Origin of the sequence: Streptomyces sp. GS7, from assembly GCF_009834125.1 — a bacterium.
Lineage (GTDB): Bacteria > Actinomycetota > Actinomycetes > Streptomycetales > Streptomycetaceae > Streptomyces.
This window is the reverse complement of sequence record NZ_CP047146.1, coordinates 3,665,061-3,689,005: the sequence shown is the minus strand read 5'-3', so window position 1 is coordinate 3,689,005 and position 23,945 is coordinate 3,665,061. Positions and strand designations below refer to the sequence as shown.

Genomic DNA, 23,945 nt, shown 5'->3' with positions numbered 1-23,945 from the left:
CGGTTGCCCTGCGTCCGCGACCAGTTCGCGCACAGAAGATCGGACCGGTCGAGCGGGGCCTCGCCGTCAGCCCGGCCGCGGCGACTCGACCGGCCGCGGCGACTCGACCGGCCGTGCCGCCGTCGCGAGGCGGGTGAGGGCGGCGGCTGCCTCGCTGCCCTCCTCGGCACTGAAGACATGCACCACCAGGCCCGTCTCACCAGGTGCGGCCGGTACGTGCAGGGTCTCGTAGTCGAGGGTGAGCGGTCCGGCCACCGGGTGCCGCAGCCGTTTGCGGCCCGCCGCGCACATCACGACCTCGCCCGAGGCCCAGACCCGCCGGAACTCCCCGCTGTGTGCGGAGAGTTCGGTGATGAGGGCGGCCAGTTCCGCGTCGTCCGGGTAGCGTCCCGCGGCGACGCGCAGCTGACCCACCGCCTCGGCCGCCCGGTCCTCCCATTCGGGGTGGACGTCCCGGGAGGCGGGGTCGAGGAAGAGGAACCGGGCGTTGTTCCGGTCGCGGCGGACCGGATCGTCCAGGCCGCCGATCAGTTCGGCGCCCGCGCGGTTCCAGGCCACCACGTCGAGGCGGTGGTCCGTGGCGAACGCCGGGAAGGCGGCCAGGCCCTCCAGCATCCGCCGGAGCAGGGGGCTGACCCGGGTGGTGGGCACGGGGCCGCGCCGGGTGCCGGCCAGGGTGGCCAGGTGCCCGCGCTCCGCCGCGTCGAGGCCGAGCGCCCGGGCCAGTGCGTCCAGCACCTCGGGGGACGGCTGGGTGGCCCGGCCCTGTTCGAGGCGTACGTAGTAGTCGACGCTGATGCCGGCGAGCTGTGCCAACTCCTCGCGGCGCAGCCCGCGCACCCGCCGCCGGCGGCCGCCGGCGATCCCGACGTGCTCCGGTGCGACGCGCCCCCGTCGGGCACGCAGAAAGCCGCCGAGCGCCCGGTGGGTGTCGCCCGCCCCGTCGATCCGGTCGAGTCGGCCGCTGCCGTCGATCCGGCCGGTGTCCGCCGGGCGGTTGCCGACGCCGTCGGGGTGCTCACTGCGGTCCGCGTCCACGCTGTCCATCGGTCCAGTATGGGTGGCCCTCGCAGTACCAGGATTCCGGTTCCGCGGGTCGAAGAGGGTACTGGCTGCCGCGTCGCGCCCGGGAGAACGTAGCGGCATGACCGAGGCAACACCGCAGCAGCGGAAGAAGATCCTGATTGTCACCGCCCACCCGGAGCCCGATTCGCTCAATGCCGCGCTGACCGGTTTCGCGGTCGGCGAACTGCGCGCGGCAGGGCACGAGGTGCGGGTGTCCGACCTCTACGCGATGAAGTGGAAGGCTGGGGTGGACGCCGACGACTTCCCGGACCACGCCGTGGACCGGCGGCTGGATGTGCTGGCCGTCTCGGGGCAGGCCACGCTGGCGGGGCGGCTCGCGCCGGACATCGCGGCGGAGCAGGAGAAGGTGCGCTGGTCGGACGCGGTGATCCTGCAGTTCCCGATGTGGTGGTTCTCGGTGCCCGCGCTCCTGAAGGGCTGGATCGACCGGGTGTTCACCTTCGAGTTCGCGCACGGCCCGTCGGTTCCCCCGCCCTACAGCGAGGGCGCGCTGGCGGGGCGGCGCGCGCTGCTGTCGGTGACGATCGGTGCCCGCGAGTCGGCGTTCCGCGAACGGGGCATCCACGGCGCGCTGCCGGACGTCCTCTTCCCGCTCCAGCACGGCCTGTTGTGGTTCACCGGCATGGCGCCGCTGGAACCGTTCACGGTGTACGAGGCGATCGACGTACCGGAGGAGCGGTTCGCGGCGGCGAAGCGGGAGTACGGGCGGCGGCTCGCCGGGCTGTTCACGGACGAGCCGGTCCCGTTCCGGTCGCTGGTCGGCGGCGACTACGGGCGCGACATGCGGCTGCGACCGGGCATGGAGGCGCCGGGCACGAGCGGCCTGGAGGTCCACCTCCGTCCGCGCGGCTGAGCGCTCGGGGCCGGGCCCGTGACATGGGCGCGGCTCCGTGGCCACCGGTCGGACCGGGTGTCACGGGGCCGCGTCGTCGCTCCGGTCCGGCCGTCGGCCGGGTACCGGTGAGAGGGCCGGGTCAGACCGCGAACCACACCCGTTCGATGCGTTCCTCGCCGACTTCGTAGAGGGCCACGGCGGCGCGGGCCTCGCCTCCCATGAAGCCGGTGACCTTCTCCTGGTCGATGACGATGCGGCCGTGGACGACGCGCGAGACGAGTTCGGCGTGCAGGTCCGGGCTGGCGGCGAAGAGGGCGCGGTAGCGCTCCCGGAAGGCCGGGCCCGAGCGGTCGGTGAGGACGTCGCCCGAGGGGAAGGCGTGGACCGGTACGTCGTCGACGTAGTAGGTCAGGAACTTTTCGAGGTCACCCGCGTTGTAGGCGGCGAGCTGGCCGTCGACGATCTCTTCCGGAGACATGACTCCCTTTCTCGGCCGGCCGGCACGAGCGTGCGGGTGCGGGTGCGGGAGATCATACCGGCTCGGATCCGGCCGATTCGGGCGGTCGGCGCGCAGCGGCCACTTCGGCCGCACGTCGGGCACGAAGACGTGCACCTGCCAACTCGTCCGGCACCGGCGGCGGTTGACGACAGCGGCAGCAAACACCCCACGAGCAGCGGGCGTTGCCTGGATGTCGATCCTTCTGCACACCGATATGGCAGCCAACCCGGAATACCGGGACATTCGCTTTCCGGGAACCGTTCGATGACGAAGAGTCCGCGCGGGAAGACGGCCCCACGCGATGGCCCACGCGAACCGCGGGTCAGCCGGTTCCGCCCTCGGCGACGGCATCTGACCGAATATCGCCGTCGCGGAAAATCCGGTCCAGATGGTGCCGCAGCACCGCGACCGCGGACTCCGGGCTGCGCTGGCCGACCAGGATGCCGGTGCCCAACCCGGCCGAGAGGGCGAGCAGGCCGATCGCCTCCGTACGCGTGTCGATGTCGGACGCGATGAGCCGGGCCTCCTGCGCCTGCCGGAGGAGGCCGGCCAGGGCGTCCTCGGCGGCATCGGGGTTCGCGATGAAGGGCTGGGCGGCGAGCGCCTCGTCCGTGACGGACAGCACCGCGTACGAGGTGTAGACGAGGTGGAAGGTCCGGCTCTCCTCGTCGGTGGGCAGCGACTCCAGCAGCAGCGCCTCGATCACCGCACGCGGGCCGGGATCGTCCCCGGCGGCCCGGACCCGGGCGGCGGTGCGGGCTCCGAACCCGGCGGCCAGATGCTCCAGTCCGTACAGGAGCAGCTTCTCCTTGGTTTGGAAGTAGTACTGCACCAGCCGGAGGGAGACGCCCGCCTCGGCGGCCACGTCGCGCATCCCGACACCGTGCAGCCCGCGTCGCCCGGCGACCCGGACGAGCGCCTCGGCGATCTCGGTACGTCGTTCCTCATGGTCCACACGCTTCGGCATCAGCCGCGTCTCCACCCTTGTTCTTCCGGCCAGTCGGCCCGTCGGCCCGGCGATACCCGCACGTCTTCATGATACGCCGGTACCACCATCATGGTACGGTCGTATCACAAAGACGGAATCTCCCCGGAGGTGTCACGCGTGCCCGAGACGATGACCCGCGAGCGCGGCCCGGCCGACGTCGGCCGCTATGTGAACGAGACCCTGCGCGACCAGTACTTCAGCGCCTGCGACGCGGTCTACGCACTCGGTCCCGCTCCGCGCGCGGAGCGGGACGTGGAAACCCGCTTCGGGACCACGCACGTCTACGAGTACGGCCCCACCGAGCCCGGAAACGCCTCCCGGACCCCGGTGGTGCTCATCCACGGCGCGGGCTCCAACTCGTCGATGTGGTACCCGAATGTCGCCGCCCTCAGCGCACGGCGCACGGTCTACGCGCTCGACACCCCCGGCGATGCCGGGCGCAGCGTTCAACGCGAGCCGATACACCGCCCCGAACTCGCCGCGCAGTGGATGGACGAGGCACTCGCCGCCCTCGGGCTCGACCGGGTCCACCTCATCGGGTCCTCCTACGGCGGCTGGCTCACCCTGAACCAGGCGCACCGACGCCCCGGCAGACTGGCCTCGGCGACCCTGCTCGACCCCGGCGGCCTGGAGAAGGTGGGACTCCGGTTCTTCGTCTGGATCTTCGTCAGCCTGTTCGCGACCTTCGCCCCGAAGCCGCTGCGCCGGCACCTGGCCGTCTGGCTGGACCAACCGGTCCTCGTCGTACCGGAGTTGCGCAGGATGATCCGGCTCGGCGTCCGCGCGTTCCGCATCCGCCGGCCGGCGCCGCTCCCGCTGACCGACGACGAGATGCGCACCATCCGCACCCCGCTCTACCTGCTGATGGGCAAGCGGAGCCTGCTCGTCCACCCGAAGCGGCAGTTGGCACGCGTACCGTCCCTGGTGCCCGGCGCCCGCGCCGAGATCCTCTCCGGCACCGGCCACGGGCCGCAGATCGACCACGCCGACATGGCCAACGACCGGATGCTGGACTTCCTGGAATCCGTCGACTGAACGCGGGCGGGGACCGTGCCGCGTCGTCGGCGCCACCGCACACGACGCGGCGCCACCGCGCCCACCCCTCCCCAGACGGTCCGCTGCACTCTCACGGCCGCGAGCGGCGGACCCGCCGCCGGCCCCTCAGGAGCGCGGAGACTCCGCGCCGTCCTCGGCGCCGCCCCTGCGGCGGACGCGCCCCCGGCCGTCGCCCGTGGCGAACGCCGCCACCAGGTCCGCACCGCGGGCTGCCAGCAGGCGCCGCCGCTCCCAGCGCGACCGCGGCCGGACGCTTGCCGGCGTGCCCCGCTGTGCGAGTGCCAGAGCGGTCAGACGCCGGCCGGCCTGGGCGAGGTCGGCCAGGATGCGCTCTCGGTGACGCTCGTTGCGCGCACCGCGCAACGCCGCGCACAGGCCCTCGATCTCCGCCACGGCCGCCCCGACACGCAGGTTCATGCTTCCTGTCGCCGTCATCCCGCCCCGCGCCACCTACAGCCTCCTATGTATGGACAGTCACCCAGCGCACAACACTTGCCCACATGCGCAACCCCGCAACCCTACTGGCCGGCATTCCGCGAGGCGTCCGCGGCCGGGCGGCTCCGGGCGCATGTCCGGGGTCGCGGGGGCGCCTTGCCGGAGAGGTGGAATGCCGCGCCCGCCGGGGCGGTTGCTCCTGCGCCGGCCACGAGACGGCCGGAACGCGACGCGTTCGACCTGGTCGCCGTCGGCCGCGCCCTCCTCCAAGACCGCCACCGGGCAGCCAGGCTCCTGGAGAACCGCTTCTCGGAACGGAAACCGCGTCCCGGAACCTCAGCCGTACGACGCCGCGGTCCTCAAGACCCCGAGCTGGGCGGCTCCGTCGGGATCACCGGCCGCCCGGCCCGGACGACGTGACCGGCGCGACCGGCGCGACCCGTCGTACCGCCCGTCCGCCGCGGTTCGCCGGGCAACGGGGACACGGTCGCGGTCATGGCGCACCGCGGCCCCGCGCCCGCCCCTCGGCCCGCGGGACGTCCGGCCCCCCGGACACGCCGCACAACTCGGCCGCGGTGCGCCAGAGTTCTTCCTCCCGGTCCTCGTCGTAGGACTCCGCGGAGGACCGGTCCACGGAATGGCGGTCGATGTAGGCGCCGGTGGGACCCGGGCGGGGGCCGGCCGCGACCTCGGCGAGCAGGCGGCCGGCACGGGCGGGGCTCAGGGCGAGCGGGGTGGCGGTCAGCGCGTGCAGAACGGTGCGGGAGAGGAGCTGGACGGCGGGGCCGGCGTCGCGGACCAGGCCGGTGCCGGGGACGTAGCCCGGGTTGAAGGTGTAGGCGTCGATGCCTTCGGGCAGTCGGCGGGCCAGTGCGTGGACGAGGTAGAGCACGGCGAGTTTGCTGGTGGAGTAGGCGGTGCGGCCTTCGGAGGCGGTGTGCGCTCGCTTGTCGTGGTGGGGTGCGGCGAGGGCCTGGACGCTTTCCCAGCGGGGTGCGGGGACCATGCCCATGTTGTGGCGCAGGTCCCCGAAGTGCGTGTCGCTGCCGACCACGACGATGCGGCTGGGGGCGGTGAAGTGCTCCCACAGCAGGCGGATGAGGAGCCAGTTGGCGAGGACGTTGACCGAGAAGGTCAGCTCGACACCGTCGGCGTCGGTGCGGGTCCGGGTGGTCAGCTGGAGGCCGGCGTTGCCCACGAAGCCGCACAGCGGCGGCAGGTCGCCCGCGGCCAGGCGGCCGGCGATCTCGTCGGCGGCCGCCCGGATGCATTCCCGCGCCGCCAGATTGCAGCAGACCGCGGACACGTGGGGATTGCCGGTGGCCTCGGCCAGCTCGGCGGCGAGCCGGTTGCCGCTGGTTCCCCGGGACGTCACGAGCAGATGGAGGTCCGGGTTCGCCCGCAGCAGATGCTCGGCGGCTGTTCTGCCCAGTCCGCGGCTCGCCCCGGTCATCAGCAAAGTGCGCATTGCCATGGTGTCTCCGGTACGTCAATCCATCGGGGGCACTGCGTACCGTAAGGGATCGCATCGTTCCGGTCGACGGCTCTTTCGCGTTGTTGTGAGGGGGGTGCCAACGCGTTCCGGCCGCCGCCGTCCCGTGACGGGACCGCCGCGGCCGGGCCCCTGTCCCGCAGGTGGGGCAGCACAAGGGCCCGGCCCGCGCCGCTTACGCCTCTTGCCCGGCCCCCAGCAGGCGTTCCACCGCGGCCAGTTCCACACACAGGGCGAGCCCTTCCAGCGCGTCACCGAGTTCCGCCGGGCCGGGGTGGCTCGGGGCGAGGCGGATGTTGCGGTCCCGCGGGTCCTTTCCGTACGGGAAGGTGGCGCCGGCGGGCGTGAGCGCGATACCCGCGGCACCGGCCAGCTCCACCGCTCGGGCCGCGCAGCCGTCCAGCACGTCCAGGCTCACGAAGTAGCCCCCCGGCGGACGTGTCCAGGACGCGACGCCGGTTCCCCCGAGCCGCTTCTCCAGCACCGCGTCGATCAGCTCGAACTTGGGCCGCAGCAGTGCGGCGTGGCGCGCCATGTGGGCCCGTACGGCCGCGGCGTCGGGCAGGAAGCGGGCGTGCCGCAGCTGGTTGGTCTTGTCCGGGCCGATCGTCCGCTTCGAGAGGTGGCCGAGCAGCCAGGAGACGTTGGCGGGCGAGGATCCGAAGAAGGCCACACCGCCGCCGGCCAAGGTGATCTTCGAGGTCGAGCCGAAGACGAACACCCGGTCGGGGTGGCCCAGCTCGGCGCTCAGGCTCAGGATGTCGGCGAGGGGTGCGTCCGCGCCGACCTGGTGCACGGCGTACGCGTTGTCCCAGAAGACGCGGAAGTCCGGGGCGGCCGTCTCCATGGCGGCCAGCCGCCGTACCGTCTCGGGCGGGTAGCAGGCCCCGGTCGGGTTGCTGTACTTCGGAACGCACCAGATGCCCTTGACCCGTTCGTCGGCGACGAGCCGTTCCACCTCGTCCATGTCCGGGCCGTCCGCCGTCATCGGCACCGGGATCATGTCGATGCCGAGCTTCTCGCAGAGCGCGAAGTGCCGGTCGTAGCCGGGCACCGGGCAGAGCATGGCCGTCCGCCCCTCGCGCGGCCAGGGTGCCGGAGCACCGGGCAGGCCGAACAGGACGGCATCCACCACGCATTCGTACATCAGCTCCAGGCTGGAGTTGCCGAACGCGACCAGCTGGTCCACCGGCACCTGCAACGGACCGGAGAACGCCGCGCGCAGTTCGGGCAGTCCCTGGAGTCCGCCGTAGTTGCGGACGTCGGTACCGTCCTGCGCGGTGTGGTCGCCGGGACCCGGCAGGTTCAGCAGCGGCCGCGACAGCTCCAGTTGCTCGGCGGAGGGCTTGCCACGAGTCAGGTTCAGACGCAGGCCCCGGCTCGTGAGGCGGCCGTGCTCGTCGTGGAGGGCGGCGAGGCGTGCGGACAGTTCGGTGCGCGCAAGTGTCGTCAGGTCCATGACCGCCATCGTTGTTCAGGCGCGCGATCGGCGCGCCAGGATTTCTGCGCGGGGCAACAGCGGCTGACCGGTCCGGATGCCGATGCGGGAAGGGCGGTGCGGGGATGCCGGTGCGGGAGTTCCGGTTGCGGGTGGCGGAAAATCCGGGTGTCTCGGGGTGCCGCCGGCTGCCATGATGTTGATCATGAGCGGTTACGTTGCCGACCCTGCCCGACTCGGTGAGACCCGGCTGTCCGACGGCCGATGGCTCGGGTGGGCGGAGTGGGGGCCGAAGGACGGCGTGCCCGTACTGCTGTGCCCGGGTGCGGCGACGAGCCGATGGCTGGGCTTCGGCGCCGACGTCGTCGAGCAGCAGGGCGTACGCCTCGTCTCGGTGGACCGCCCGGGACTCGGGGCTTCCACGCCGCACCCGGGGCGGACGTTCGCCGACTTCGCCGGTGACATCCGCCAACTCCTCGCGCTGCGCGGGCTGGGACGCGTTCCGGTGGTCGGCGGTTCGCAGGGGGCACCGTTCGCGCTGGCCTGCGCCACGGCGGGGATCGCGTCCGCGCTGGCCGTCGTCTCGGGCGCGGACGAGATCGCCGCACCCGAGTTCGCCGCCGCGCTGCCGGCGGAGCTGCGCGGCCTGGTCGAGCGGACGGCGGCCGACCCCGCGGGCGCCGAGGAGTTCTTCGCCGGGTTCACCGCGGAGGCCATGTGGAACATGGTCATGGACCGGAGCCCGGACTGCGACCTGGCCGTCTACCGCGAACCGCGGTTCGCGGACGCCTACCGCCGCGCCCTGGACGAAGCCTTCGCCGGTGGAGCGGCGGCCGGTTACGCCCGGGACACGGTGCTGGCCATGGGGCGCTGGCCGTTCCGCCTGTCGGAGATCACCGTCCCCGTCGACATCTGGTACGGCGAACGCGACACCGGCCACTCCCCCGACAACGGCGCGTTCCTGGCCACCCGCATTCCCGGCGCCGAGCGCCGTCTGGTTCCGGATGCCGGCGGCTCCCTCCTGTGGACACATGCCGATGCCGTCCTCGCCTCGCTGCTCCGGAGAGCCGGGGTGGCCGGGGTGGCCGGGGTGACGTCCGGCGAGACGGCGTGAAGGCGCCGTCCCGGCCGTAGGAGATCGCCTGGCGCGATCGCGCGGTCACGCCGTACCGGACCGCCCGGTGAACGCTAACGTCAGGCCACCGGACAAGAACGAGCACACGCCGAAGGAGAGCAGCCCCATGGACGCCGAACAGGCCCGTGCCCGTATCGCCGCCATCCGCGCGGCCGGCGGAAAGGTGACCGCCGAGGAACTGGACGATCTGTGGGCCGCTCTGGAGCCGGTACGGCCCGAGGACATCCTCGGCCCCTGGAAGGGCAGCGCATTCGTCACCGGGCACCGTGTCGAGGGCCTGCTGAAAGCCGCCAACTGGCATGGCAAGGACTTCCGTTCCCTCTCCGACGTACGGCCGCTGATCTGCCGCGGCCCGGACGGGGAGCTGTTCTCCCACGTCGAGGCGGGCAAGGGCGAGGCCAGCTTGTGGATGGTCGAATTCCGCGGGGAGTCGACCGCCTCGATGGTGTACGACGGCCAGCCCGTCATCGACCACTTCAAGCGCCTCGACGACACCACCCTCCTGGGCGTCATGAACGGCAAGGACGTCCTCGACGACGGCCGGTACTTCTACTTCCTCCTCGACCGCGACTGACCGGGACGCGGCACCGCGGCCCCCCACCCCCCGCCCGACCCCGGCGACCAACACCCAAGGACCCCATGCGTATTCAGGCAGCCCTCGTCGAGTCCCCCGGCGGGCCGTTCACCGTCCACGACGACCTCGTCATCGCCGCGCCGCGGCCGGACGAGATCCTGGTCAGGATGACGGCCGCGGGCATCTGCCACACCGACCTCAGCGCCCGGCGGAGCTGGCCCGCGGAGCGCAGCCCGATGGTCTTCGGGCACGAGGGCGCGGGCGTCGTCGAGGCCGTGGGCGAGGAGGTCGACACCGTCCGGCCCGGCGACAGTGTCGCCCTGAGCTACCGCAGCTGCACCACCTGCGGCCAGTGCAGCGCCCGCCACCCCGCCTACTGCGAGACCGGCATCTTCGCCCTCAACGCCAGCGGCGCGCGCCCCGACGGCACGACTCCCCTCAGCCGGGCCAACGGCGACACCGTCTTCGGCAACTTCTTCGGCCAGTCCGCGTTCGCCAGCCACGCAATCGCGCACCGCAGCAACGTCGTCAAGGTGCCCGCCGACCTGCCGCCCGCGATCGCCGCGCCGCTCGGCTGCGGCGTGCAGACCGGCGTCGGCACGGTCCTCAACGTGCTGCGCCCGCCGAAGGGTTCGTCCGTGGCGGTCTTCGGCACCGGGAGCGTCGGCCTCAGCTCCGTCATGGCCGCGGTCGCCGAGGGCTGTGACGTCATCGCCGTCGACCCGCTTCCCGCCCGCCGCGCCAAGGCCCTGGAATTCGGTGCCACCGCGGCCGTCGACCCCACCACCGACGACGTCGCCGAGGCCGTCCGCGACCTCACCGGCGGCGGGCCCCATCACGCCATCGACACCACCGGACAGGCCGAGGTGATCTCCCAGGCCGTCACCGCGCTGCGCAGGCAAGGCACCCTGGCACTGGTCGGCATCGGCGGTCAGGCCACGTTCGACATCATGACCGTGATGACCAAGGGCCTCCGGATCCGCGGGGTGATCGAGGGTGACGCCCGGCCCGCCGAGTTCATCCCGCACCTCGTCGCGCTCCACCGCGAGGGCACACTTCCCCTCCACGACATCATCACCGAGTTCCCGTTCGCCGAGATCGAGCGCGCCGCCCAGGCCGCCTCCGCCGGTCAGGTCATCAAGCCCGTGCTCCGCTTCGGCTGAGCACGCGCCCGGCGGCGGGCGGTCACCGCTGGGTGATGTCCGCGCTGACGATCGCGCCGCCGGACACCGTGTACGTTCCGCGGAACACCTTCGTCGAGCCGTCCGTCTGGGTCGCGTTGATCACCGCGGTGACCTGCCCGGCGCCCTCGGTGTCCACCACGCCGACCTCGATGTGCGCCGTCGTGGCGTAGCCCGCCTGCCAGTCCTGGTACGAGGCGCCGCCGATGTTCCGGCCGCCGAGCTTCCAGGCCGCCGCGAAGTCGTGGTCGTTGATGTCCCGATAGAACTGCTCCACCACCGCGCCCGCGTCGTCGGGGGGCGAGGCGGCGCTCGGTACCAGGGCGTCGGGTGGGGTGTACGGGACGGTGGGGGTGTACGGGACGGTGGGGGTGTCGCCGTAGCCGGGTGTCACGGGGGCGGCGCCGGGGGCCGGGGGCGGGGTGGTCCACGGGGTGGCGTCGACCGTCCGGGGCGAGGGGTCCGAGGGCGAGTGGAGCAGCAGGTACGTCGCCGCCCCGCCCCCGACGAGTACGGCCGCCAGCAGCCACGGCATCCAGCGCGGGAGGATGGTGGGGCCGACGCGGACGTAGTCGTCGTCGGCTGCGGCGCGGGGCTGGTAGGTGCCGTGCCATGTGCCGTCCCGGCAGGGCGTTCCGCACCGCGGGCAGCGGGTCGCTGCGGTGCCGCCGAGGTCCGCACCGCAGCGTAAGCAGGATGGCATGGTCGTCTCCCCCGGCGTCCTGATGTCCAGCGTCCTGGGGTTCCGGTGCGCTTCGCGTGCGTCCCGGCGTCCCCGGGCCCCGGCCCGCGACTTGTGACGTGTGGCTTGTGGCTTGTGGCTTGTGGCTTGTGGCTTCTACAGCCCGCGGATCGCCTCTTCGATCGTCACCGCCAGGGAGGCGAGGGCCGTGAATCCCGGTACGGCCTCCACGAGGCCCTTGGCGAACAGCTTCAGCTTGCCCTTGCGCGGTGCCTCCGCGGTGACCTCCTCGCGCGCGTCCTCGGCGGCCTCGATCAGGTCGCCGCGGTCGGGGTGATCGGACCGGCCGAGTTCGTCGATCAGCCGGGACAGCAGGTCGCCGATCTCCTGGGCCGACGGCTGCCGCCCGCCGTCACCTTGGGACAGCCCGCTGTTCTGCACCTCGGCCCGCGCGCCCCGGCCGCTCGCCACGGCGTTGCCGACGACGTTCGAGCCGCCGGTCGCGATGATCCCGTCGTTCCTCCGCATCGCTCTTCCTCGTCCCCTTCCGTTGTCAGTCCAGTCGCACCAGGGGGATCTTGTTGAGAATGTTCATCGAGACCCGGGACTTCTCACCGGTCGCGACCGAGCTGGATTCCACCTTCGCGCCCTGGGTCGCGATGATGCCGTTGTTGATGATGATTTCCTGACGCTGCACCAGTTCACTCACGTCGATACCCCTCGCCTCGGCGAATTCCACGAGGGCGTCCAGAACCCGCTTTTCGACGGTCTTGAGGACCATGCCGCAGTCGGCCTTCTGGAAATAGCGGCGGTGCCTGCCGTCCGCCGCCTTCTGCCGCACGCTCTGCCGCGCCCCGTAGTCGAAGTTCCGGAGCTGGGTGATGAGTTTGTACTGCCGGCGCAGCCGCCAGAACATCCAGTAGTCCGGGGAGAATCCGGCGACCGCGCGCACGGGCGAGGCGAACAGCACGAACACGGTGCTGACCAGCGTCTGCGCGAGCAGTTCGAGGACATCACGCACCGGCGGGCGGGGCATGAGGGTGTCGATGACCCGGTAGCGGTCGAGCAACGGGCACAACACCGTCTGAACCGCCTCGACATAGAGATTGGAGTCCGACCGGAAGAAACGCAGGAAGAGCGACGTGACCAACTCGCCGCCCCAGCCGGTGGAATGCACCACCAGATAGGGGCGGGCCCCCTCCTCGGGCGCCCGCTTCAGCTCGTCCATCCGGTCCTGCGGAATCGAGGCGACGGGCCGCCCGAGCGGGTCCGGCAGGAAGCGCCGGTCGCCCAGGAGGGTCGCGCCGTCCACGAAGAGCCGCTCTTCGATCTCCAGGCAGGGCAGGGACAACGCGCCGACGCGCTGGGCGATATGGGCATAGAGATCCTTCACGTCGAAGTCCCGCGCCGTCACCCCCGCCCCGCTCGACGTGGTGACGTCGAACGTCAGGGACCACGATTCGAGTTCGTTCCCGTACCCGATGAACGGTGAATAGCCGCTGTACGCCGTGACGTTCCCCTGAGCGTAATCGCCGATCTGACGCAGGCCGGCGGCGATCTCGGGATTGAGCGGTGGGGGCGCGGCGGCGGGGTCGAAGCGCCCCGGGCGGAGGCCCTGGAGGTGGCGCCCGTATTTCGTGGAGAGTTCGAAGGAGAACACCGTGACCCAGGCGAAGAGCAGCATCAGCAGGGTGGCTTGCGGCCTGCCGGCCCAGAAGGTGAACACGACGGCCAGCACGAACAGGGCGGCGAGCAGCAGATCCCGGCTGTGTCGGCGGGCGTTGGCCCGGTAGGCGTGCCGGAGCACGACGGGCACGTCGCACGCCGGGGCCATCGCCACCCCCAGATGGGGTTCGGCCGCGATCTCCCTGATGAGCGACCTGGCGTACTCGCGATGGAGATAGGCCGCGGCGCACAGATACCGGGTCAGGTCCCGACCACCGCCCCAGCGAGGCGCGTTGGCGGAGCGGCCGGCCGTGGCGCGCGTGAACGTGGATCCGTTGGACGGCACGGCGGCGGTGCCACCGCCCGTGGCGGGCGCGAAGGTCGATCCCGCGGCCGACGCCGCGGCGGAGCGGCTGCCGGCCGCGGGCGCGAAGGTGGACCCTTTGGACAGGTTCGCCGGGAGCGGTGCAGCGCCGGCCGACGGCGCCGCAGGGGTCCCGCCGGTCGCCAGGGCCCCGCCGCACTTGCCGCAGAACGTGGCACCCGGAGCCGATCCCCAGCCGCAGCGAGGGCACGAAGCAGAAAAGGCGGAAGGCGTCATCACTCCCCCGTGAAGGAGACAAACCCACGTTTCCCCAGTGCACCACAGGCGCTCTCCGGGGCGCCACCAGTGTGCACTTTGAGGCTGGACCGTTACAGATCGCCGACACAGCACGGGAGTTGCGCCAGGGAACCCGGGGACGGCAGCCCCCTCCCCATTTCTGTAACTACTAGTATGTACAATCTCCTCATGGGTACCAGGGAACGACTCATCCAGAGCACCCGCGAGCTGCTGTGGGAGCGCGGCGACGACGCCCCCGGTCCGCTCACCGCCCACTTCCACCGCCGCTGATCCGCGGACGTCCGCACCACCCGAGAGGAAGCCACCGCCATGCCACTCGTCCGCATCGACGCGCTGCGCGCCGACAGCAACCGACTCGGCGCACTCGGCCGCGCCGTGCACGACGCCCTCATCGAGACGATCGGCATCCCGCCCGACGACCACTTCCAGATCCTGGTCAGCCACGACGGCACCAACAGCACACTGCACTACGGCGGTTACTTCGACATCGACCGCGACGACGACATCGTGTACGTCGCGATCACCCTGCGCTCCGGACGCACATCCGAGCAGAAGCAGGCGCTGTACCGCCGGATCGCCGACCTGGCCCACGCCTACGCGGGAACCGCACCACGCAACGTCTTCGTCACTCTGACCGAGAACGCGTCGATCGACTGGTCGCTCGGCAACGGGGAAGCCCAGTACGTCACTTCCCCCCCTGCGGCCGACGGCACACCGTCACCAGCCGCCGGGACCGCGACCAGGACGTGACCACGGACGCGGCGGTGGCACCCTCCTGCACTCGGCGGGGCACCAGGCGCCGTGGTGACTCAGCTTGTTCCCGAGCTGATACCCCGGGCTCGGAGCGTCTCGTGCTTGCGCGTTCGCCGTGCCCGCCGCCCTGGAGCGTCTGCCGTGCCGAGGGCCCGGAGGGCGTCGACGCGGCGGTGTGAGGACCGGTCAGGGCGATGCCGAGGTGTGATGCCGAATATCCCGCCGGCCGGGACGGGCACCGCTCGATCGCGGGTCAGTGGCGGTCCGGCCAGGCAAGGTCGGGGTCCATCCCATGGAGGATCTGCAGGGAGATCAGGCGTAGTTGTTCGATCTGCTCGGGTTCCAGCGGGTCCAGGACGAGTGACCGCACGTGCTGGACGTGGCCGGGTGCGCTGTCGGCCAGCTTCCGGTAACCCTCCTCGGTGAGGAGGGCGTTGGTGTAGCGGCCGTCGTCGGGGCAGGGCTCCCGGCGTACGTAGCCGTGTCACTCCAGTCGCTTGACGACGTGCGACAGGCGGGAGAGCGAGCCGTTGGCGAGGACGGCGAGCTCGCTCATCCGCAGCGTGCGCTCCGGCGCGTCGGAGAGGGCGGCCAGCACGAGGTACTCGAACTGGTTCAGGCCGGCGTCGCTCCGAAGCTGGGCGTCCAGGGCCGCGGGCAGCTTGATGAGCATCGCGCTGAACGCCTTCCAGGCGTCCAGCTCGGATGCGCTCAGCCAGCGCGGCTCGTCCTTGCTCATGCCCACGACCCTACCCGATCACTTGACGCTTCAAGCGATCGGGGTTATTTTAGTTGAAGCTTCAATTTAGTCGCTGTCCCGCGTGCCCTTCACGATCGGAATCACATGAACACCCTCCTCTGGGTCCTCACCGGACTCCTCGCCGTCCTGTTCCTCGCCGCCGGTGCAGCCAAGCTGCTCCAGCCCAAAGAGAAGGTCGTCGCGACCTCGGGCGCCTGGGCGGCGGACTACTCACCCGGCGCGATCAAGGCGATCGGCCTGCTGGAGATCCTCGGCGCCCTGGGCACCGTCCTGCCCGCCGCCGTCGATACCGCCGTCGGCCTGGTGCCCGCCGCGGCCACCGGACTCGGACTCCTCATGATCGGCGCCGGCGCCGTGCACGCCAGGCGCGGCGAAGGCCGAAACGTCGCGGTGAACGCCCTCCTGCTGGCCATGGCGGCCGTGGTGGCGTGGGGACGATTCGGACCGTACGCCTTCTGACGGCGAGCCTGCAGAACCGCCGAGGTCTGCGCGGTCCCCACGCTCAGAGGCGAGTTCCCGCGTCGAGCCCAGGCGCATCGCCACCAGGCGCCCGAACGCCGATGGCCCGCACCGACCTCGACCGGCACCGGACACACCTGAGCGGTCGACCACCGCCCCGAGGAAACCCAGTCGAGCACATCACGACGTGCCGCCGGACCGTCCAGGCGGGGCGGGTTCGCGTCAGACCTCCCAACAGAGGCCGGCTTCCTGGACGTCGGCTCAGCGGGGCTCGCCGAACCAGCGGGCGAGCGCCGGTTCCAGGTCATCCGCGCCTGCCCAGCACACGTAGCCGTCCGGCCGTATGAGCATCGGCTCGGTGTCGGCGCCCTGACCCGCCCGGTCCACCCGGTCCGACCAGGGGCCGGCGACCCCGGCGAACGTGTCGGCCGGGTCCAGCAGGACGCCGCGCCCGGACCGCAGCAGTTCGTGCACCCGGGCCGGGCCGAGGCCCAGGTCCGGTGCGGGCCGGCCGACGAGCGGATGGGTTTCGGTGCCCGGCATCGGGTAGCGGATGGCCATCCCGGACATCAGGTCGGCGAGATGGTGCTGGACGTCCGGCAGTTGGGCCATGGCCGTGAAGACCTCCCGGGCGGCCAGCACGTCCGGATCGCGCGTGCCGGCCCAGTCCATCAGCAGGCTCTGTGCCCGGACGTTGCGCAATACGGCGGCCCCGGCCGGGTGCCGTTCCGCGTGATACGTGTCGAGCAGGTTCTCTGGTGCCCAGCCGTGCACGGCGGCGCCGAGCTTCCAACCGAGGTTGAGTGCGTCCTGCATCCCGGTGTTCATGCCCTGCGCACCGAGCGGAAGGTGCACATGGGCGGCATCGCCCGCCAGGAACACCCGCCCGTGCCGGTACCGCTCGACCTGCCGTGACGCGTTGGTGATACGGCGGGCGTAGCGCAGTTCGTGCAGGTGCACCCGCGTTCCGAACACGGTGTTCAGGCCGTGGCGGATTTCGTCCTCGGTGACCGGGACCTCCCTCGGCAGTGACCGGCCCGGCCCGCCGAGGACCAGTCGGCGCAGCTGCCTGCCCTGTGGATCGGTGCCGAGCGGGAACACTGCCGCCCAGTGCCCGTCCTCGTTCCAGGTGTGCGACGTGGACGGATCGACGCCGCCCAGCCGCACGTCGGCTGCGGTGATCGTCAACGTACCGGGCTGACCGGGGAAGGCGGCCCCCAGCAGCGACCGTACGGTGCTGTGGGCTCCGTCGGCGGCGACGAGGTGACGGGAGCGGAGGGTGGCGCCGTTGGCGAAGGTCGCGGTGACCCCGTTGTCGTCCTGGGCGAGGCCGACCAGTTCGTGGTCCCTCCGGGCGTGGAGGCCGTGCGCGGCGAGGTGCCGCTCGAAGAATCCCTCGATCACCACCTGCGGCACGGACCGCCATGGCAGACGGTGCCGGTTGGAGTGGAGCGGGAGTGGGATACCGGCGAAGTGGCCGGTGGTGACGGGGTGGTCTCCGGTGGCCAGCAAGGGCTCCAGCAGCCCTCGTTGGTCGAGCGCCTCCAGTGTGCGGGACTGCACGCCGCCTGCCTTGGACAGGTCGCTGCGCTGCGACAGCCTGTCGACGAGCACGGTCGACACCCCCGCCATCAGCAGCTCGTTGGCCAGCGTCATTCCGGTCGGGCCGGCGCCGACGATGAGCACGTCGGTGTCCATGGGCTCTCCTCTGGTTGTGTCGATCGGGACAGAAGCAACGCTCCGTCGTCCGAGCCGCCCGAGCCAGAAACCGAGGCGGTTGCGTTGGTATCTGACGCTGTCTAACCTCGGCTCGGTGGAATCCGACTACGACGAGCTGGATCGTCGACTCGTGCACGCCCTGCAGATCGACGGCCGTGCCCCGTTCAGCACCCTTGCCGAGGTTCTCGGCGTGTCGGATCGCACCGTCGCCCGCCGGTACGCCCGGTTGCGGTCGGCCGGGGCGGTACGGGTCCTGGGCGGGGTCGACCCCACCGCGCTGGGCGCCATCCTGTGGTTCCTGCGGGTGCGATGTGCGCCCGCCGCGTCGCTCCCGGTCGCCGAGGCGCTGGCCAGACGCCCCGACACGTCCTGGGTGAGCCTCAGCTCCGGCGGCACCGAGATCACCTGCGTGGTCCGTACCGAGAGCGAGGCGGACAGCGAGGCACTGTTGCTGGCCAAACTCCCCCGCACCCCACGCGTGGAGGGCGTGACCGCGCACTCCGTGCTGCACGCCTTCTACGGCGGCCCGGACAACCTGGTCGGAAAACTCGGGTCGTTGGAGGCGGAGGCGATCGAGCGACTGCGCCCGCCTCCGGTGCCGCATCGACGAGGACCGGTGCGGCTCGACGACGGTGACCGCAGACTCCTCGCCCTGCTCGCCACCGACGGCCGGGCCGGGTTCGAGCAGTTGGCCTCGGCGACCGGCTGGTCGCCGACGACGGTCCGGCGCCGGATGACGGAGCTGCGCGAACACGGCCTGCTCTATCTCGACATCGACGTCGACTGGCGCATGTTCGGCGTGAACGCCCGAACCCTGCTCTGGCTCTCGGTCGCCCCCGCACACCTGGAGGAGGCCGGTCAGGCACTGGCCGGGCATCCGGAGATCGCGTTCGCCGCCGCCACGACCGGCCCGACCAACCTGTACGCGAGCGTGGTGTGCACGAACCAACAGGAGCTGTACCGGTACCTGACCACGCGGGTCGCCGCACTCCCGGCCATCACACACGTCGAAACGGCACCGGTGATCAGGACCGTCAAGCAGGCAGGGAACCAGACATAGCAGCCGACCAGCCCCCTGCCGTTTCGATCGCGCACAGCACACTGCTGGTACCGGACACTGCTTGTGCCGGGTCGGCGCATCTCGTGCGTTTCGCGGTCGGGTGGCAGGTCCTCGGTCCGGCCGTCGGGGTCGTATCGGCCCCAGCGGCCCCTCAAAGACGCGCCCCGCCCGGGAGCGGCCGACGGTGGAGTCGTGCCGGCACAACAGCGTGGCGTCGGCGCCGCGGGGCCATGACGATCCTGCCGGCCGGTGCGCAGCTCTCATGGGGCACGCCGCCGATGAAGCCCGAGATGTGGCGCACTATCGAGATTTCATCGACATTTCACCGCCCCCTGTCAAGGTCACAGAGTAAGCACCTACCACACAAAGGGAGATGAACTGCCATGAGCGATGATCTTCTGGGTACGTACGACGAGACTCAGCTCATCGAGATGAGCCAGGAGCCGGAGCAGGAGTCGGCCCCCAATGCCAGCCAGATCGGGTGCAGCTTCAGCTTCTGTTTCCGCGACTGAGCAATGACATCGTTGCCCAGATAGCTGCGGCATGACCGCCCGGCGGGGTGAGGGTCGGATCGTGACCCTCACCCCGCCGGGTCGGATCGCATTGTCTCGTATCTGCACGCAATGGGGTACCGCATTGCGACTTCTCCACGGATTCTCCGCCCGGAAATCCGGCACGGTCCCCACCGGAAACTGGTCGACAACCGGGCGCGTCACCGTGTTCCGAAGGCGGGCGCCGGTTCTCCTCTGATTGGCGAGCGAGCATGAGCAATCCGACTCTGGGTGTGCAGGCGTTCCTTCCCTTCTATCAGTACGTCCTTCCGCTGGAGACGTTCACGGAGAACCTGGCGCCGCAACTCGCCGCGACCGTGGCCGAGGAGGACCGTGAGAAGGTCACCGCCAAGTTGTGGCAGGTGGCGTTGCATGTCGTGGAGGACCATAGCTACCGCACGTTGATAGAGCGCTTCCACCACTTCCGTGCAGGGCGCGGCCTCCCCCTGGATCCCGACAGCAGCATCGGCATCGACGCGTTCCGCCTCGCCCTGCGTCATCCGGACACCTGCGAGGCGATCTTGGATGCGTATCCGGTGTTGCGGCGCCGCCTGGCGAGGATCACGGAAAACCTGCGAAAGGCGTACGCGAGGATGCTCGCCGCTTTCCGCGACGACCGTGCGCAATTGACCGACATCGCCGGAATCGGGGCGCAGGAGACGATCCGGGAAGTGAGTCTGTCGAACTCCGACCCGCACAACGGCAATCAGCGGGTCGTTTTCGTCACCACCACCTCGGGCGCGCAGCTGGTCTACAAGCCGAGGCCGCTGGCCGGGGACGCGTTCGCCCATGCCGTGTTCGAGGCCGCCGAGCCGTATGTGCAACACAGCCTCTCCGGTTGCGTTCCCGCGTCGATCTCGCCGGGCGGACACGGCTGGCAGGCGATGTTGGCCGGTAAGCCCATGACCTCCGACGCGCAGGCGGGGCGCTATTTCTACCGTCTCGGGGCTCTGATCTGCTTGTTCGGCGCTCTCGGCGCCACCGACCTGCACGACGAAAACCTGCTCGCCTGCGGCGAGTTCCCCTGCGTGGTCGATACCGAGACCCTGCTGCGCGCCCACTTCGGCGCCGCCATGAAGGACACGCTCACCGACACGCTGGTGGAGCAGACGAGGCTCTCGCCGGCGTCCACGCTGCTGCTGCCGGTCAATAACCCGCACTCCGTGATCGACGTGATGCTTGCCGGTGTCGGCGTGCTCGGTGAGCAGAGGTCGTCGCTGAAGAACCCGACGGTCGTGGACCCCGAGAGCGACGGCATTCGGGTCGAATGGCGGACGTTCACCCACCGGCATTCCGACAACGTCCCGTCTCTGAAGGGCGAACAGCTCGCCATCGGCGACTACTTCGTCGACGTGATGAGCGGCTATCGGGATGCCCTGGAATGCGTGCGGTCCGGCGCGATCGACGCGGTACTGGACCGCTTCGCGGACATGCCGGTGCGGTGCCTCATACGGGCGACGGAGGTCTACGCCCGCTACCTGGACGCCTCCACCCACCCGACGTATCTGCGCGACGAGAACGAAACCCGCCGGTTGTTCGGTCTGCTCCGGCGGTTCCACAAGACGCTGACGCCGGAACAGAACGATGCGCTGGCCGCCGCCGAGCACGCGGCCCTGGACGCCGGTGACATCCCGTACTTCACCACACTCGCCGGCGACACCGACGTCTGTGCGTACGGTGGCGAGCCGTGGCCGTTGTTCCACCGCTCTCCCCTCGCCACGGCCCGCCGGGGACTTGCCATGGCACGAGAGCGCCACGACAGGTTCCACCGGTTCCTGATCGAGGAGTGCCTCGGCCACATCGCCCCCGATGCCGGCGGATTGTGGCGGCATTCGGTCTTCGGCCCCACCCTCGTACCGGCCGGTCCCGGCACCTGGGGCGGGCGGATCGCCGAGGTGATCGGCGATCTGGCGGTCACCAGTGGCAACGAGCCCGAGCACGGCGCCGGTGCCGGTGCCGGATGGATCGGCAGTATCGGCCCGGACCGCCATACGCCCACCATCAATCCGGGCAACCACGTGGCCTTCCACGACATGGGAGGTATTCGACGCGCGGTGGCATCGGCCGGGCGCCACAGCACGGCGCATGCCGCCGAGGTCGGCCTCCGTGAACTCACCGACACGTACGGCGAGCAGTTGGACGCCCTCCCGGAATCAGTGTTCTCCGGATTCGCGTCACAACTGCTGTCGATGCCCGATGCGATCGACGACGCCTGGCTGGACACCCTGCTCGAAAAGATCGCCAAGCGGGGCGAGGACCGCGAGGGCGATCTGTCCAACGGGCCGGCCGGCCCCCTGATGCTGCTGCTGTCCCGCATGGAGAGCGGTATCCCGGTGCGTGCCGCGTCTCTGGACGCTCTGGCGCGCACGGCCTTCGATCCGCACGGGCCCCGGCCCAAGGGCGCCGGTTGGGAAGTCGCGCACGGACAGCTCGGCGTGATGTGGGCCAAAGCCCGGGCCGGGCGACTGATGTCCCATGGGCAGTGGCGGCGGGAGGCCGCCGAGTGGCTGGAACGCCACCTGCCGGACTGTCGGCCGACGCTCGCGGGCTGGTGCAACGGCGCCGCCGGTCTCCTCCTCGCGGCCGGCGAGATCGGCCGTCGCACCGGGCTCGACGACCTCGTGCGTGCGCATGCGGAACGCCTGGCGCAGGCCGCTGTCGCGTTGCCCGACGACCGGCCGGTGGACCTGTCGGTGTGCCACGGAACCGCCGGGGTGATCCAGTGCCTGCTCGCCGCCTCCCGCCATCTGGACGACCCGACGCTGATCGACCTGGCACGGTCCTACCAGCACCGGGTACTGGCGCAGGCCCGGCAGACCGGCTTCTACGTCGGAGCGCCGGGGCACACCTCGCTCGTCGGCTACATGCTCGGTTGGGCGGGTGTCGCGGACAGCGACTTGATGCTCAACACCCCTGAGCTGCCCAACGGGGCCCCGACCGCCTTCCTCTGCTAGGTCGTGCCCGCGAAGTCCCGTCGTTCGCCCGGAGTGCGTGCCGGGCGCCGAACGGCAGACGGGACTTTGCGGACACGGCGGCACGAGCCGATCCGGGGCAACTGGCCTGCTGCCTTGTGGAGCAGGCAGCCATGCCGCTCTGCCGAAGCGGTCGATGTACTCGCAGCAACACGCCGACCAGGACGGGCGGAGTGAGGATGGGGATGGGGATGGGAACTCGACGCGTCGCCTTGACCGTTCGGCGATTCAGGGGATGGATCTCGTGCAGGGTCCCCGCCGTTGCCGGCGGGGACCACACGGGTGTCGGGGCGCTCAGTCAAGCCCCTCCACGACCCGTACATCGCGGTCGGCACCATCGTCCAGCACCGCGACGGCCTGCTGGTAGTCCTCGCTTAAGTAGGCCGCGACCGCGGCATCGTAGCTGGGGAACTCGACCAGGACCGTGCGCTCGGGCAGGCCCGACTCGAACGCGGTCACCCGGCCGCCCCGGGCCATAATCCGTCCGCCGGCCGCCTCCAGCGCGGGCTTGGCCAACTCCCCGTACGCGGCGAGCTTTTCCGGGTCGCGCACCGATCGGTAGGTGCCGACCAGATATCCTTTACATCCCTTGGCCATGCTGCTTACTCCTCGTTCTCTTCGGTCCCCGGGAACTTCGACCCGAGCCGGACACCTTTCGGTGCGGTCAGGAAGGGGGCCGGACCCCGCCCCCCGACCCCGCGGTTGCCGCCTCTGCATCGTGCCGGTGGTGCGTGTCGGCAGCCGCCCGCGCGCGAAGCCCGGACCGGACATGGATCGGCGCCAGACTCGCGGGCAGACGAACCGGCCCACCCCCAGACTCACCGCCGACGCACACGCACCTCGCCCGAAACCTGGTGTGCTGTACGGCATCGACCGGGTGGGCGTTGCTGCGTTCACTGATCTGCCCCAGCCGCCCGCACCCCGAACGTAGCCAGTCCGTTCGAACATGAGAAATGCCTTGTGCGCTCGGGCTATGCTCCATAGTCATGGATGTCGAGCTGCGTCATCTGCGCGCGTTCGTCGCGGTGGCGCGACAGCAGTCATTCACCCGTGCCGCCGAGAAACTGACCATCACCCAGCCGGCATTGACCCGCACCGTTCAGCAGTTGGAGACCGCGTTGCGGGTGCGGTTGTTCAACCGAAGCTCCCGGCACGTGGAACTCACCAACGTGGGCAACTCCTTCCTCGCACAGGTGGAACGGGTGCTCAACGAGCTGGACCGGGCGATGAACGCGTTGAGTGAACAGGTCAGCATCCGGCTGGGATTCAGCTGGTTGATGCCTGACCCGTGGGCTCAGCGCACCATCAGCGAGTTCGAGCGAACCTCGGGGAGCACGGTGAACCTCATGCGCACCGACGATCCGATTCAGGCACTGCAACGTCATGTGATCGATGTCGCGCTGGTGCGCGGTGGCGTGCGTTCGTCCGCGCCGGTCAAGACGGTGCACCTGTTCGACGAACCGCGGGCGGCGGTCGCCTGCGCCGCCAAGTCCGAGGTGAGCCGACTCGACGAGGTCCACTGGGGAGACGTTCCCCGGTGGCCGCTGGTGGAGAACGTGGTCAGCGGCGCGACCGGCCACTGGTCCTGGGCTCCCGGCAAGGGGCCGCGAGACGTGATCGAGACGACCAACTACGACGAGTGGGTCGAGTCGGTGGCCGCCAACCGAGGCATCGGGGTGGCCCCGACAGTGGGGGTGCGCCGGATCAACCACCCCGGGGTGACCTTCGTTCCGCTGGTCAACGCGCCTCCGGTCCCGGTCGAACTCGCCTACCTGCCGCACATGCAGGAGCTCCTGCTGCGCCGTTTCATCGATGTGGCGATCGCCGCAGTACACCGCTGACGCGGTCCGCTCACGTCGCACTATGCCTGCCGGATATCGGTGTTCCATGACAGGCATTACCCAGACACGACGCGGAGAACCTAGCGTCGCTCACGGGCCAATCCGCTCTACGTGGAAAGAGACCGTGATGACTGACGACCAC

At 70.8% G+C, this 23,945-nt stretch carries 23 protein-coding genes and 1 pseudogene; 12 read left to right on the top strand and 12 right to left on the bottom strand.

Annotated elements, in window-relative coordinates; genetic code table 11:
- Positions 1–66 precede the first annotated feature (66 nt).
- Positions 67–1,047, bottom strand: coding sequence for a helix-turn-helix domain-containing protein (locus GR130_RS16150; RefSeq protein ID WP_159505388.1), 981 nt, complete (start codon positions 1,045–1,047; stop codon positions 67–69).
- 97 nt (positions 1,048–1,144) lie between these two features.
- Between GR130_RS16150 and GR130_RS16145 the strand changes: the two genes are divergently transcribed.
- Complete coding sequence (locus tag GR130_RS16145) at positions 1,145–1,939, top strand: NAD(P)H-dependent oxidoreductase (protein WP_159505387.1); 795 nt, start codon at positions 1,145–1,147, stop codon at positions 1,937–1,939.
- A 121-nt stretch (positions 1,940–2,060) separates the two neighbouring features.
- Here the strand turns inward: GR130_RS16145 and GR130_RS16140 are convergent, their stop codons facing one another.
- Together GR130_RS16140 and GR130_RS16135 are read right to left on the bottom strand one after the other, a co-directional pair.
- A complete protein-coding gene (locus GR130_RS16140; protein ID WP_159505386.1) occupies positions 2,061–2,399 on the bottom strand; it encodes a nuclear transport factor 2 family protein in 339 nt (112 codons plus the stop codon).
- 343 nt (positions 2,400–2,742) lie between these two features.
- The gene (locus GR130_RS16135) at positions 2,743–3,387 is read right to left on the bottom strand and encodes a TetR/AcrR family transcriptional regulator (RefSeq protein WP_159505385.1); all 645 of its coding nucleotides are present in this window, start codon (positions 3,385–3,387) and stop codon (positions 2,743–2,745) included.
- A gap of 138 nt (positions 3,388–3,525) precedes the next feature.
- Between GR130_RS16135 and GR130_RS16130 the strand changes: the two genes are divergently transcribed.
- Complete coding sequence (locus GR130_RS16130; protein WP_236573055.1) at positions 3,526–4,443, top strand: alpha/beta fold hydrolase; 918 nt, start codon at positions 3,526–3,528, stop codon at positions 4,441–4,443.
- A gap of 126 nt (positions 4,444–4,569) precedes the next feature.
- Here GR130_RS16130 and GR130_RS16125 read toward each other — a convergent pair whose 3' ends face one another.
- Positions 4,570–4,881, bottom strand: coding sequence for a hypothetical protein (locus tag GR130_RS16125; RefSeq protein WP_236573054.1), 312 nt, complete (start codon positions 4,879–4,881; stop codon positions 4,570–4,572).
- Between the two features lie 234 nt (positions 4,882–5,115).
- On the opposite strand from GR130_RS16125, the pseudogene GR130_RS40505 reads away from it, so the two are divergent.
- Positions 5,116–5,223, top strand: a pseudogene (locus GR130_RS40505) (NADH:flavin oxidoreductase/NADH oxidase); the annotation flags it as partial.
- A 169-nt stretch (positions 5,224–5,392) separates the two neighbouring features.
- Here GR130_RS40505 and GR130_RS16120 read toward each other — a convergent pair.
- Positions 5,393–6,373, bottom strand: a complete 981-nt coding sequence (locus tag GR130_RS16120) for an SDR family NAD(P)-dependent oxidoreductase (RefSeq protein WP_236573053.1) — start codon at positions 6,371–6,373, stop codon at positions 5,393–5,395.
- A gap of 193 nt (positions 6,374–6,566) precedes the next feature.
- Complete coding sequence (locus GR130_RS16115; protein ID WP_159505383.1) at positions 6,567–7,850, bottom strand: aminotransferase class I/II-fold pyridoxal phosphate-dependent enzyme; 1,284 nt, start codon at positions 7,848–7,850, stop codon at positions 6,567–6,569.
- A 184-nt stretch (positions 7,851–8,034) separates the two neighbouring features.
- On the opposite strand from GR130_RS16115, the gene GR130_RS16110 reads away from it, so the two are divergent.
- From GR130_RS16110 to GR130_RS16100, 3 genes are all read left to right on the top strand, one after another.
- A complete protein-coding gene (locus GR130_RS16110) occupies positions 8,035–8,943 on the top strand; it encodes an alpha/beta fold hydrolase (RefSeq protein WP_159505382.1) in 909 nt (302 codons plus the stop codon).
- A gap of 127 nt (positions 8,944–9,070) precedes the next feature.
- A complete protein-coding gene (locus GR130_RS16105; RefSeq protein WP_159505381.1) occupies positions 9,071–9,538 on the top strand; it encodes a DUF4334 domain-containing protein in 468 nt (155 codons plus the stop codon).
- 65 nt (positions 9,539–9,603) lie between these two features.
- Positions 9,604–10,701 (top strand): NAD(P)-dependent alcohol dehydrogenase, encoded by a 1,098-nt coding sequence (locus GR130_RS16100; RefSeq protein ID WP_159505380.1) that lies wholly within the window; start codon positions 9,604–9,606, stop codon positions 10,699–10,701.
- Between the two features lie 22 nt (positions 10,702–10,723).
- Here the strand turns inward: GR130_RS16100 and GR130_RS16095 are convergent, their stop codons facing one another.
- The 3 genes from GR130_RS16095 to GR130_RS16085 all read right to left on the bottom strand — a co-directional run bounded on the left by GR130_RS16095 (position 10,724) and on the right by GR130_RS16085 (position 13,412).
- Positions 10,724–11,422 (bottom strand): hypothetical protein, encoded by a 699-nt coding sequence (locus tag GR130_RS16095; RefSeq protein WP_201304897.1) that lies wholly within the window; start codon positions 11,420–11,422, stop codon positions 10,724–10,726.
- Positions 11,423–11,557: 135 nt separating this feature from the next.
- Positions 11,558–11,929, bottom strand: a complete 372-nt coding sequence (locus tag GR130_RS16090; RefSeq protein ID WP_159505379.1) for a hypothetical protein — start codon at positions 11,927–11,929, stop codon at positions 11,558–11,560.
- Positions 11,930–11,954: 25 nt separating this feature from the next.
- Positions 11,955–13,412: a zinc ribbon domain-containing protein gene (locus GR130_RS16085; protein WP_236573052.1), complete on the bottom strand. Its 1,458-nt coding sequence runs from the start codon at positions 13,410–13,412 to the stop codon at positions 11,955–11,957.
- A 585-nt stretch (positions 13,413–13,997) separates the two neighbouring features.
- On the opposite strand from GR130_RS16085, the gene GR130_RS16080 reads away from it, so the two are divergent.
- Positions 13,998–14,438, top strand: coding sequence for a tautomerase family protein (locus GR130_RS16080; protein WP_159505378.1), 441 nt, complete (start codon positions 13,998–14,000; stop codon positions 14,436–14,438).
- A 487-nt stretch (positions 14,439–14,925) separates the two neighbouring features.
- On the opposite strand, the gene GR130_RS40500 is transcribed toward GR130_RS16080, so the two are convergent.
- Positions 14,926–15,180 carry a hypothetical protein gene (locus GR130_RS40500; RefSeq protein ID WP_236573051.1) on the bottom strand — a complete coding sequence of 85 codons (255 nt, stop codon included), beginning with the start codon at positions 15,178–15,180 and terminating at the stop codon, positions 14,926–14,928.
- Positions 15,181–15,285: 105 nt separating this feature from the next.
- On the opposite strand from GR130_RS40500, the gene GR130_RS16070 reads away from it, so the two are divergent.
- Positions 15,286–15,660, top strand: coding sequence for a DoxX family protein (locus GR130_RS16070; RefSeq protein WP_159505377.1), 375 nt, complete (start codon positions 15,286–15,288; stop codon positions 15,658–15,660).
- Between the two features lie 261 nt (positions 15,661–15,921).
- On the opposite strand, the gene GR130_RS16065 is transcribed toward GR130_RS16070, so the two are convergent.
- Entirely contained in the window at positions 15,922–17,358 is a 1,437-nt protein-coding gene (locus tag GR130_RS16065) for an FAD-dependent monooxygenase (RefSeq protein ID WP_159505376.1), read from the bottom strand.
- Between the two features lie 115 nt (positions 17,359–17,473).
- Here GR130_RS16065 and GR130_RS16060 point away from each other — a divergent pair, with 115 nt between their 5' ends.
- The 3 genes from GR130_RS16060 (at position 17,474) to lanM (ending at position 21,944) form a co-directional block, all read left to right on the top strand.
- On the top strand, positions 17,474–18,439 hold the full coding sequence (locus GR130_RS16060) for an Lrp/AsnC family transcriptional regulator (protein ID WP_159505375.1): 966 nt from the start codon (positions 17,474–17,476) through the stop codon (positions 18,437–18,439).
- A 383-nt stretch (positions 18,440–18,822) separates the two neighbouring features.
- Positions 18,823–18,951: a hypothetical protein gene (locus GR130_RS41340; RefSeq protein WP_268254004.1), complete on the top strand. Its 129-nt coding sequence runs from the start codon at positions 18,823–18,825 to the stop codon at positions 18,949–18,951.
- Positions 18,952–19,202: 251 nt separating this feature from the next.
- Positions 19,203–21,944, top strand: a complete 2,742-nt coding sequence (lanM, locus tag GR130_RS16055) for a type 2 lanthipeptide synthetase LanM (RefSeq protein WP_159505374.1) — start codon at positions 19,203–19,205, stop codon at positions 21,942–21,944.
- Between the two features lie 312 nt (positions 21,945–22,256).
- Here the strand turns inward: lanM and GR130_RS16050 are convergent, their stop codons facing one another.
- Complete coding sequence (locus tag GR130_RS16050) at positions 22,257–22,559, bottom strand: DUF1330 domain-containing protein (protein ID WP_159505373.1); 303 nt, start codon at positions 22,557–22,559, stop codon at positions 22,257–22,259.
- Between the two features lie 389 nt (positions 22,560–22,948).
- On the opposite strand from GR130_RS16050, the gene GR130_RS16045 reads away from it, so the two are divergent.
- Entirely contained in the window at positions 22,949–23,803 is an 855-nt protein-coding gene (locus tag GR130_RS16045) for a LysR family transcriptional regulator (RefSeq protein WP_159505372.1), read from the top strand.
- The last annotated feature ends 142 nt before the right edge of the window (positions 23,804–23,945 follow it).

Bases quoted from the DNA above. Each gene is read 5' to 3' on its own strand.
- GR130_RS16150 (WP_159505388.1), bottom strand. From the start codon at position 1,047: ATGGACAGCGTGGACGCGGACCGCAGTGAGCACCCCGACGGCGTCGGC.
- GR130_RS16145 (WP_159505387.1), top strand. From the start codon at position 1,145: ATGACCGAGGCAACACCGCAGCAGCGGAAGAAGATCCTGATTGTCACC.
- GR130_RS16140 (WP_159505386.1), bottom strand. From the start codon at position 2,399: ATGTCTCCGGAAGAGATCGTCGACGGCCAGCTCGCCGCCTACAACGCG.
- GR130_RS16135 (WP_159505385.1), bottom strand. From the start codon at position 3,387: ATGCCGAAGCGTGTGGACCATGAGGAACGACGTACCGAGATCGCCGAG.
- GR130_RS16125 (WP_236573054.1), bottom strand. From the start codon at position 4,881: ATGAACCTGCGTGTCGGGGCGGCCGTGGCGGAGATCGAGGGCCTGTGC.
- GR130_RS16120 (WP_236573053.1), bottom strand. From the start codon at position 6,373: ATGGCAATGCGCACTTTGCTGATGACCGGGGCGAGCCGCGGACTGGGC.
- GR130_RS16115 (WP_159505383.1), bottom strand. From the start codon at position 7,850: ATGGACCTGACGACACTTGCGCGCACCGAACTGTCCGCACGCCTCGCC.
- GR130_RS16110 (WP_159505382.1), top strand. From the start codon at position 8,035: ATGAGCGGTTACGTTGCCGACCCTGCCCGACTCGGTGAGACCCGGCTG.
- GR130_RS16105 (WP_159505381.1), top strand. From the start codon at position 9,071: ATGGACGCCGAACAGGCCCGTGCCCGTATCGCCGCCATCCGCGCGGCC.
- GR130_RS16100 (WP_159505380.1), top strand. From the start codon at position 9,604: ATGCGTATTCAGGCAGCCCTCGTCGAGTCCCCCGGCGGGCCGTTCACC.
- GR130_RS16095 (WP_201304897.1), bottom strand. From the start codon at position 11,422: ATGCCATCCTGCTTACGCTGCGGTGCGGACCTCGGCGGCACCGCAGCG.
- GR130_RS16090 (WP_159505379.1), bottom strand. From the start codon at position 11,929: ATGCGGAGGAACGACGGGATCATCGCGACCGGCGGCTCGAACGTCGTC.
- GR130_RS16080 (WP_159505378.1), top strand. From the start codon at position 13,998: ATGCCACTCGTCCGCATCGACGCGCTGCGCGCCGACAGCAACCGACTC.
- GR130_RS40500 (WP_236573051.1), bottom strand. From the start codon at position 15,180: ATGAGCAAGGACGAGCCGCGCTGGCTGAGCGCATCCGAGCTGGACGCC.
- GR130_RS16070 (WP_159505377.1), top strand. From the start codon at position 15,286: ATGAACACCCTCCTCTGGGTCCTCACCGGACTCCTCGCCGTCCTGTTC.
- GR130_RS16065 (WP_159505376.1), bottom strand. From the start codon at position 17,358: ATGGACACCGACGTGCTCATCGTCGGCGCCGGCCCGACCGGAATGACG.
- GR130_RS41340 (WP_268254004.1), top strand. From the start codon at position 18,823: ATGAGCGATGATCTTCTGGGTACGTACGACGAGACTCAGCTCATCGAG.
- lanM (WP_159505374.1), top strand. From the start codon at position 19,203: ATGAGCAATCCGACTCTGGGTGTGCAGGCGTTCCTTCCCTTCTATCAG.
- GR130_RS16050 (WP_159505373.1), bottom strand. From the start codon at position 22,559: ATGGCCAAGGGATGTAAAGGATATCTGGTCGGCACCTACCGATCGGTG.
- GR130_RS16045 (WP_159505372.1), top strand. From the start codon at position 22,949: ATGGATGTCGAGCTGCGTCATCTGCGCGCGTTCGTCGCGGTGGCGCGA.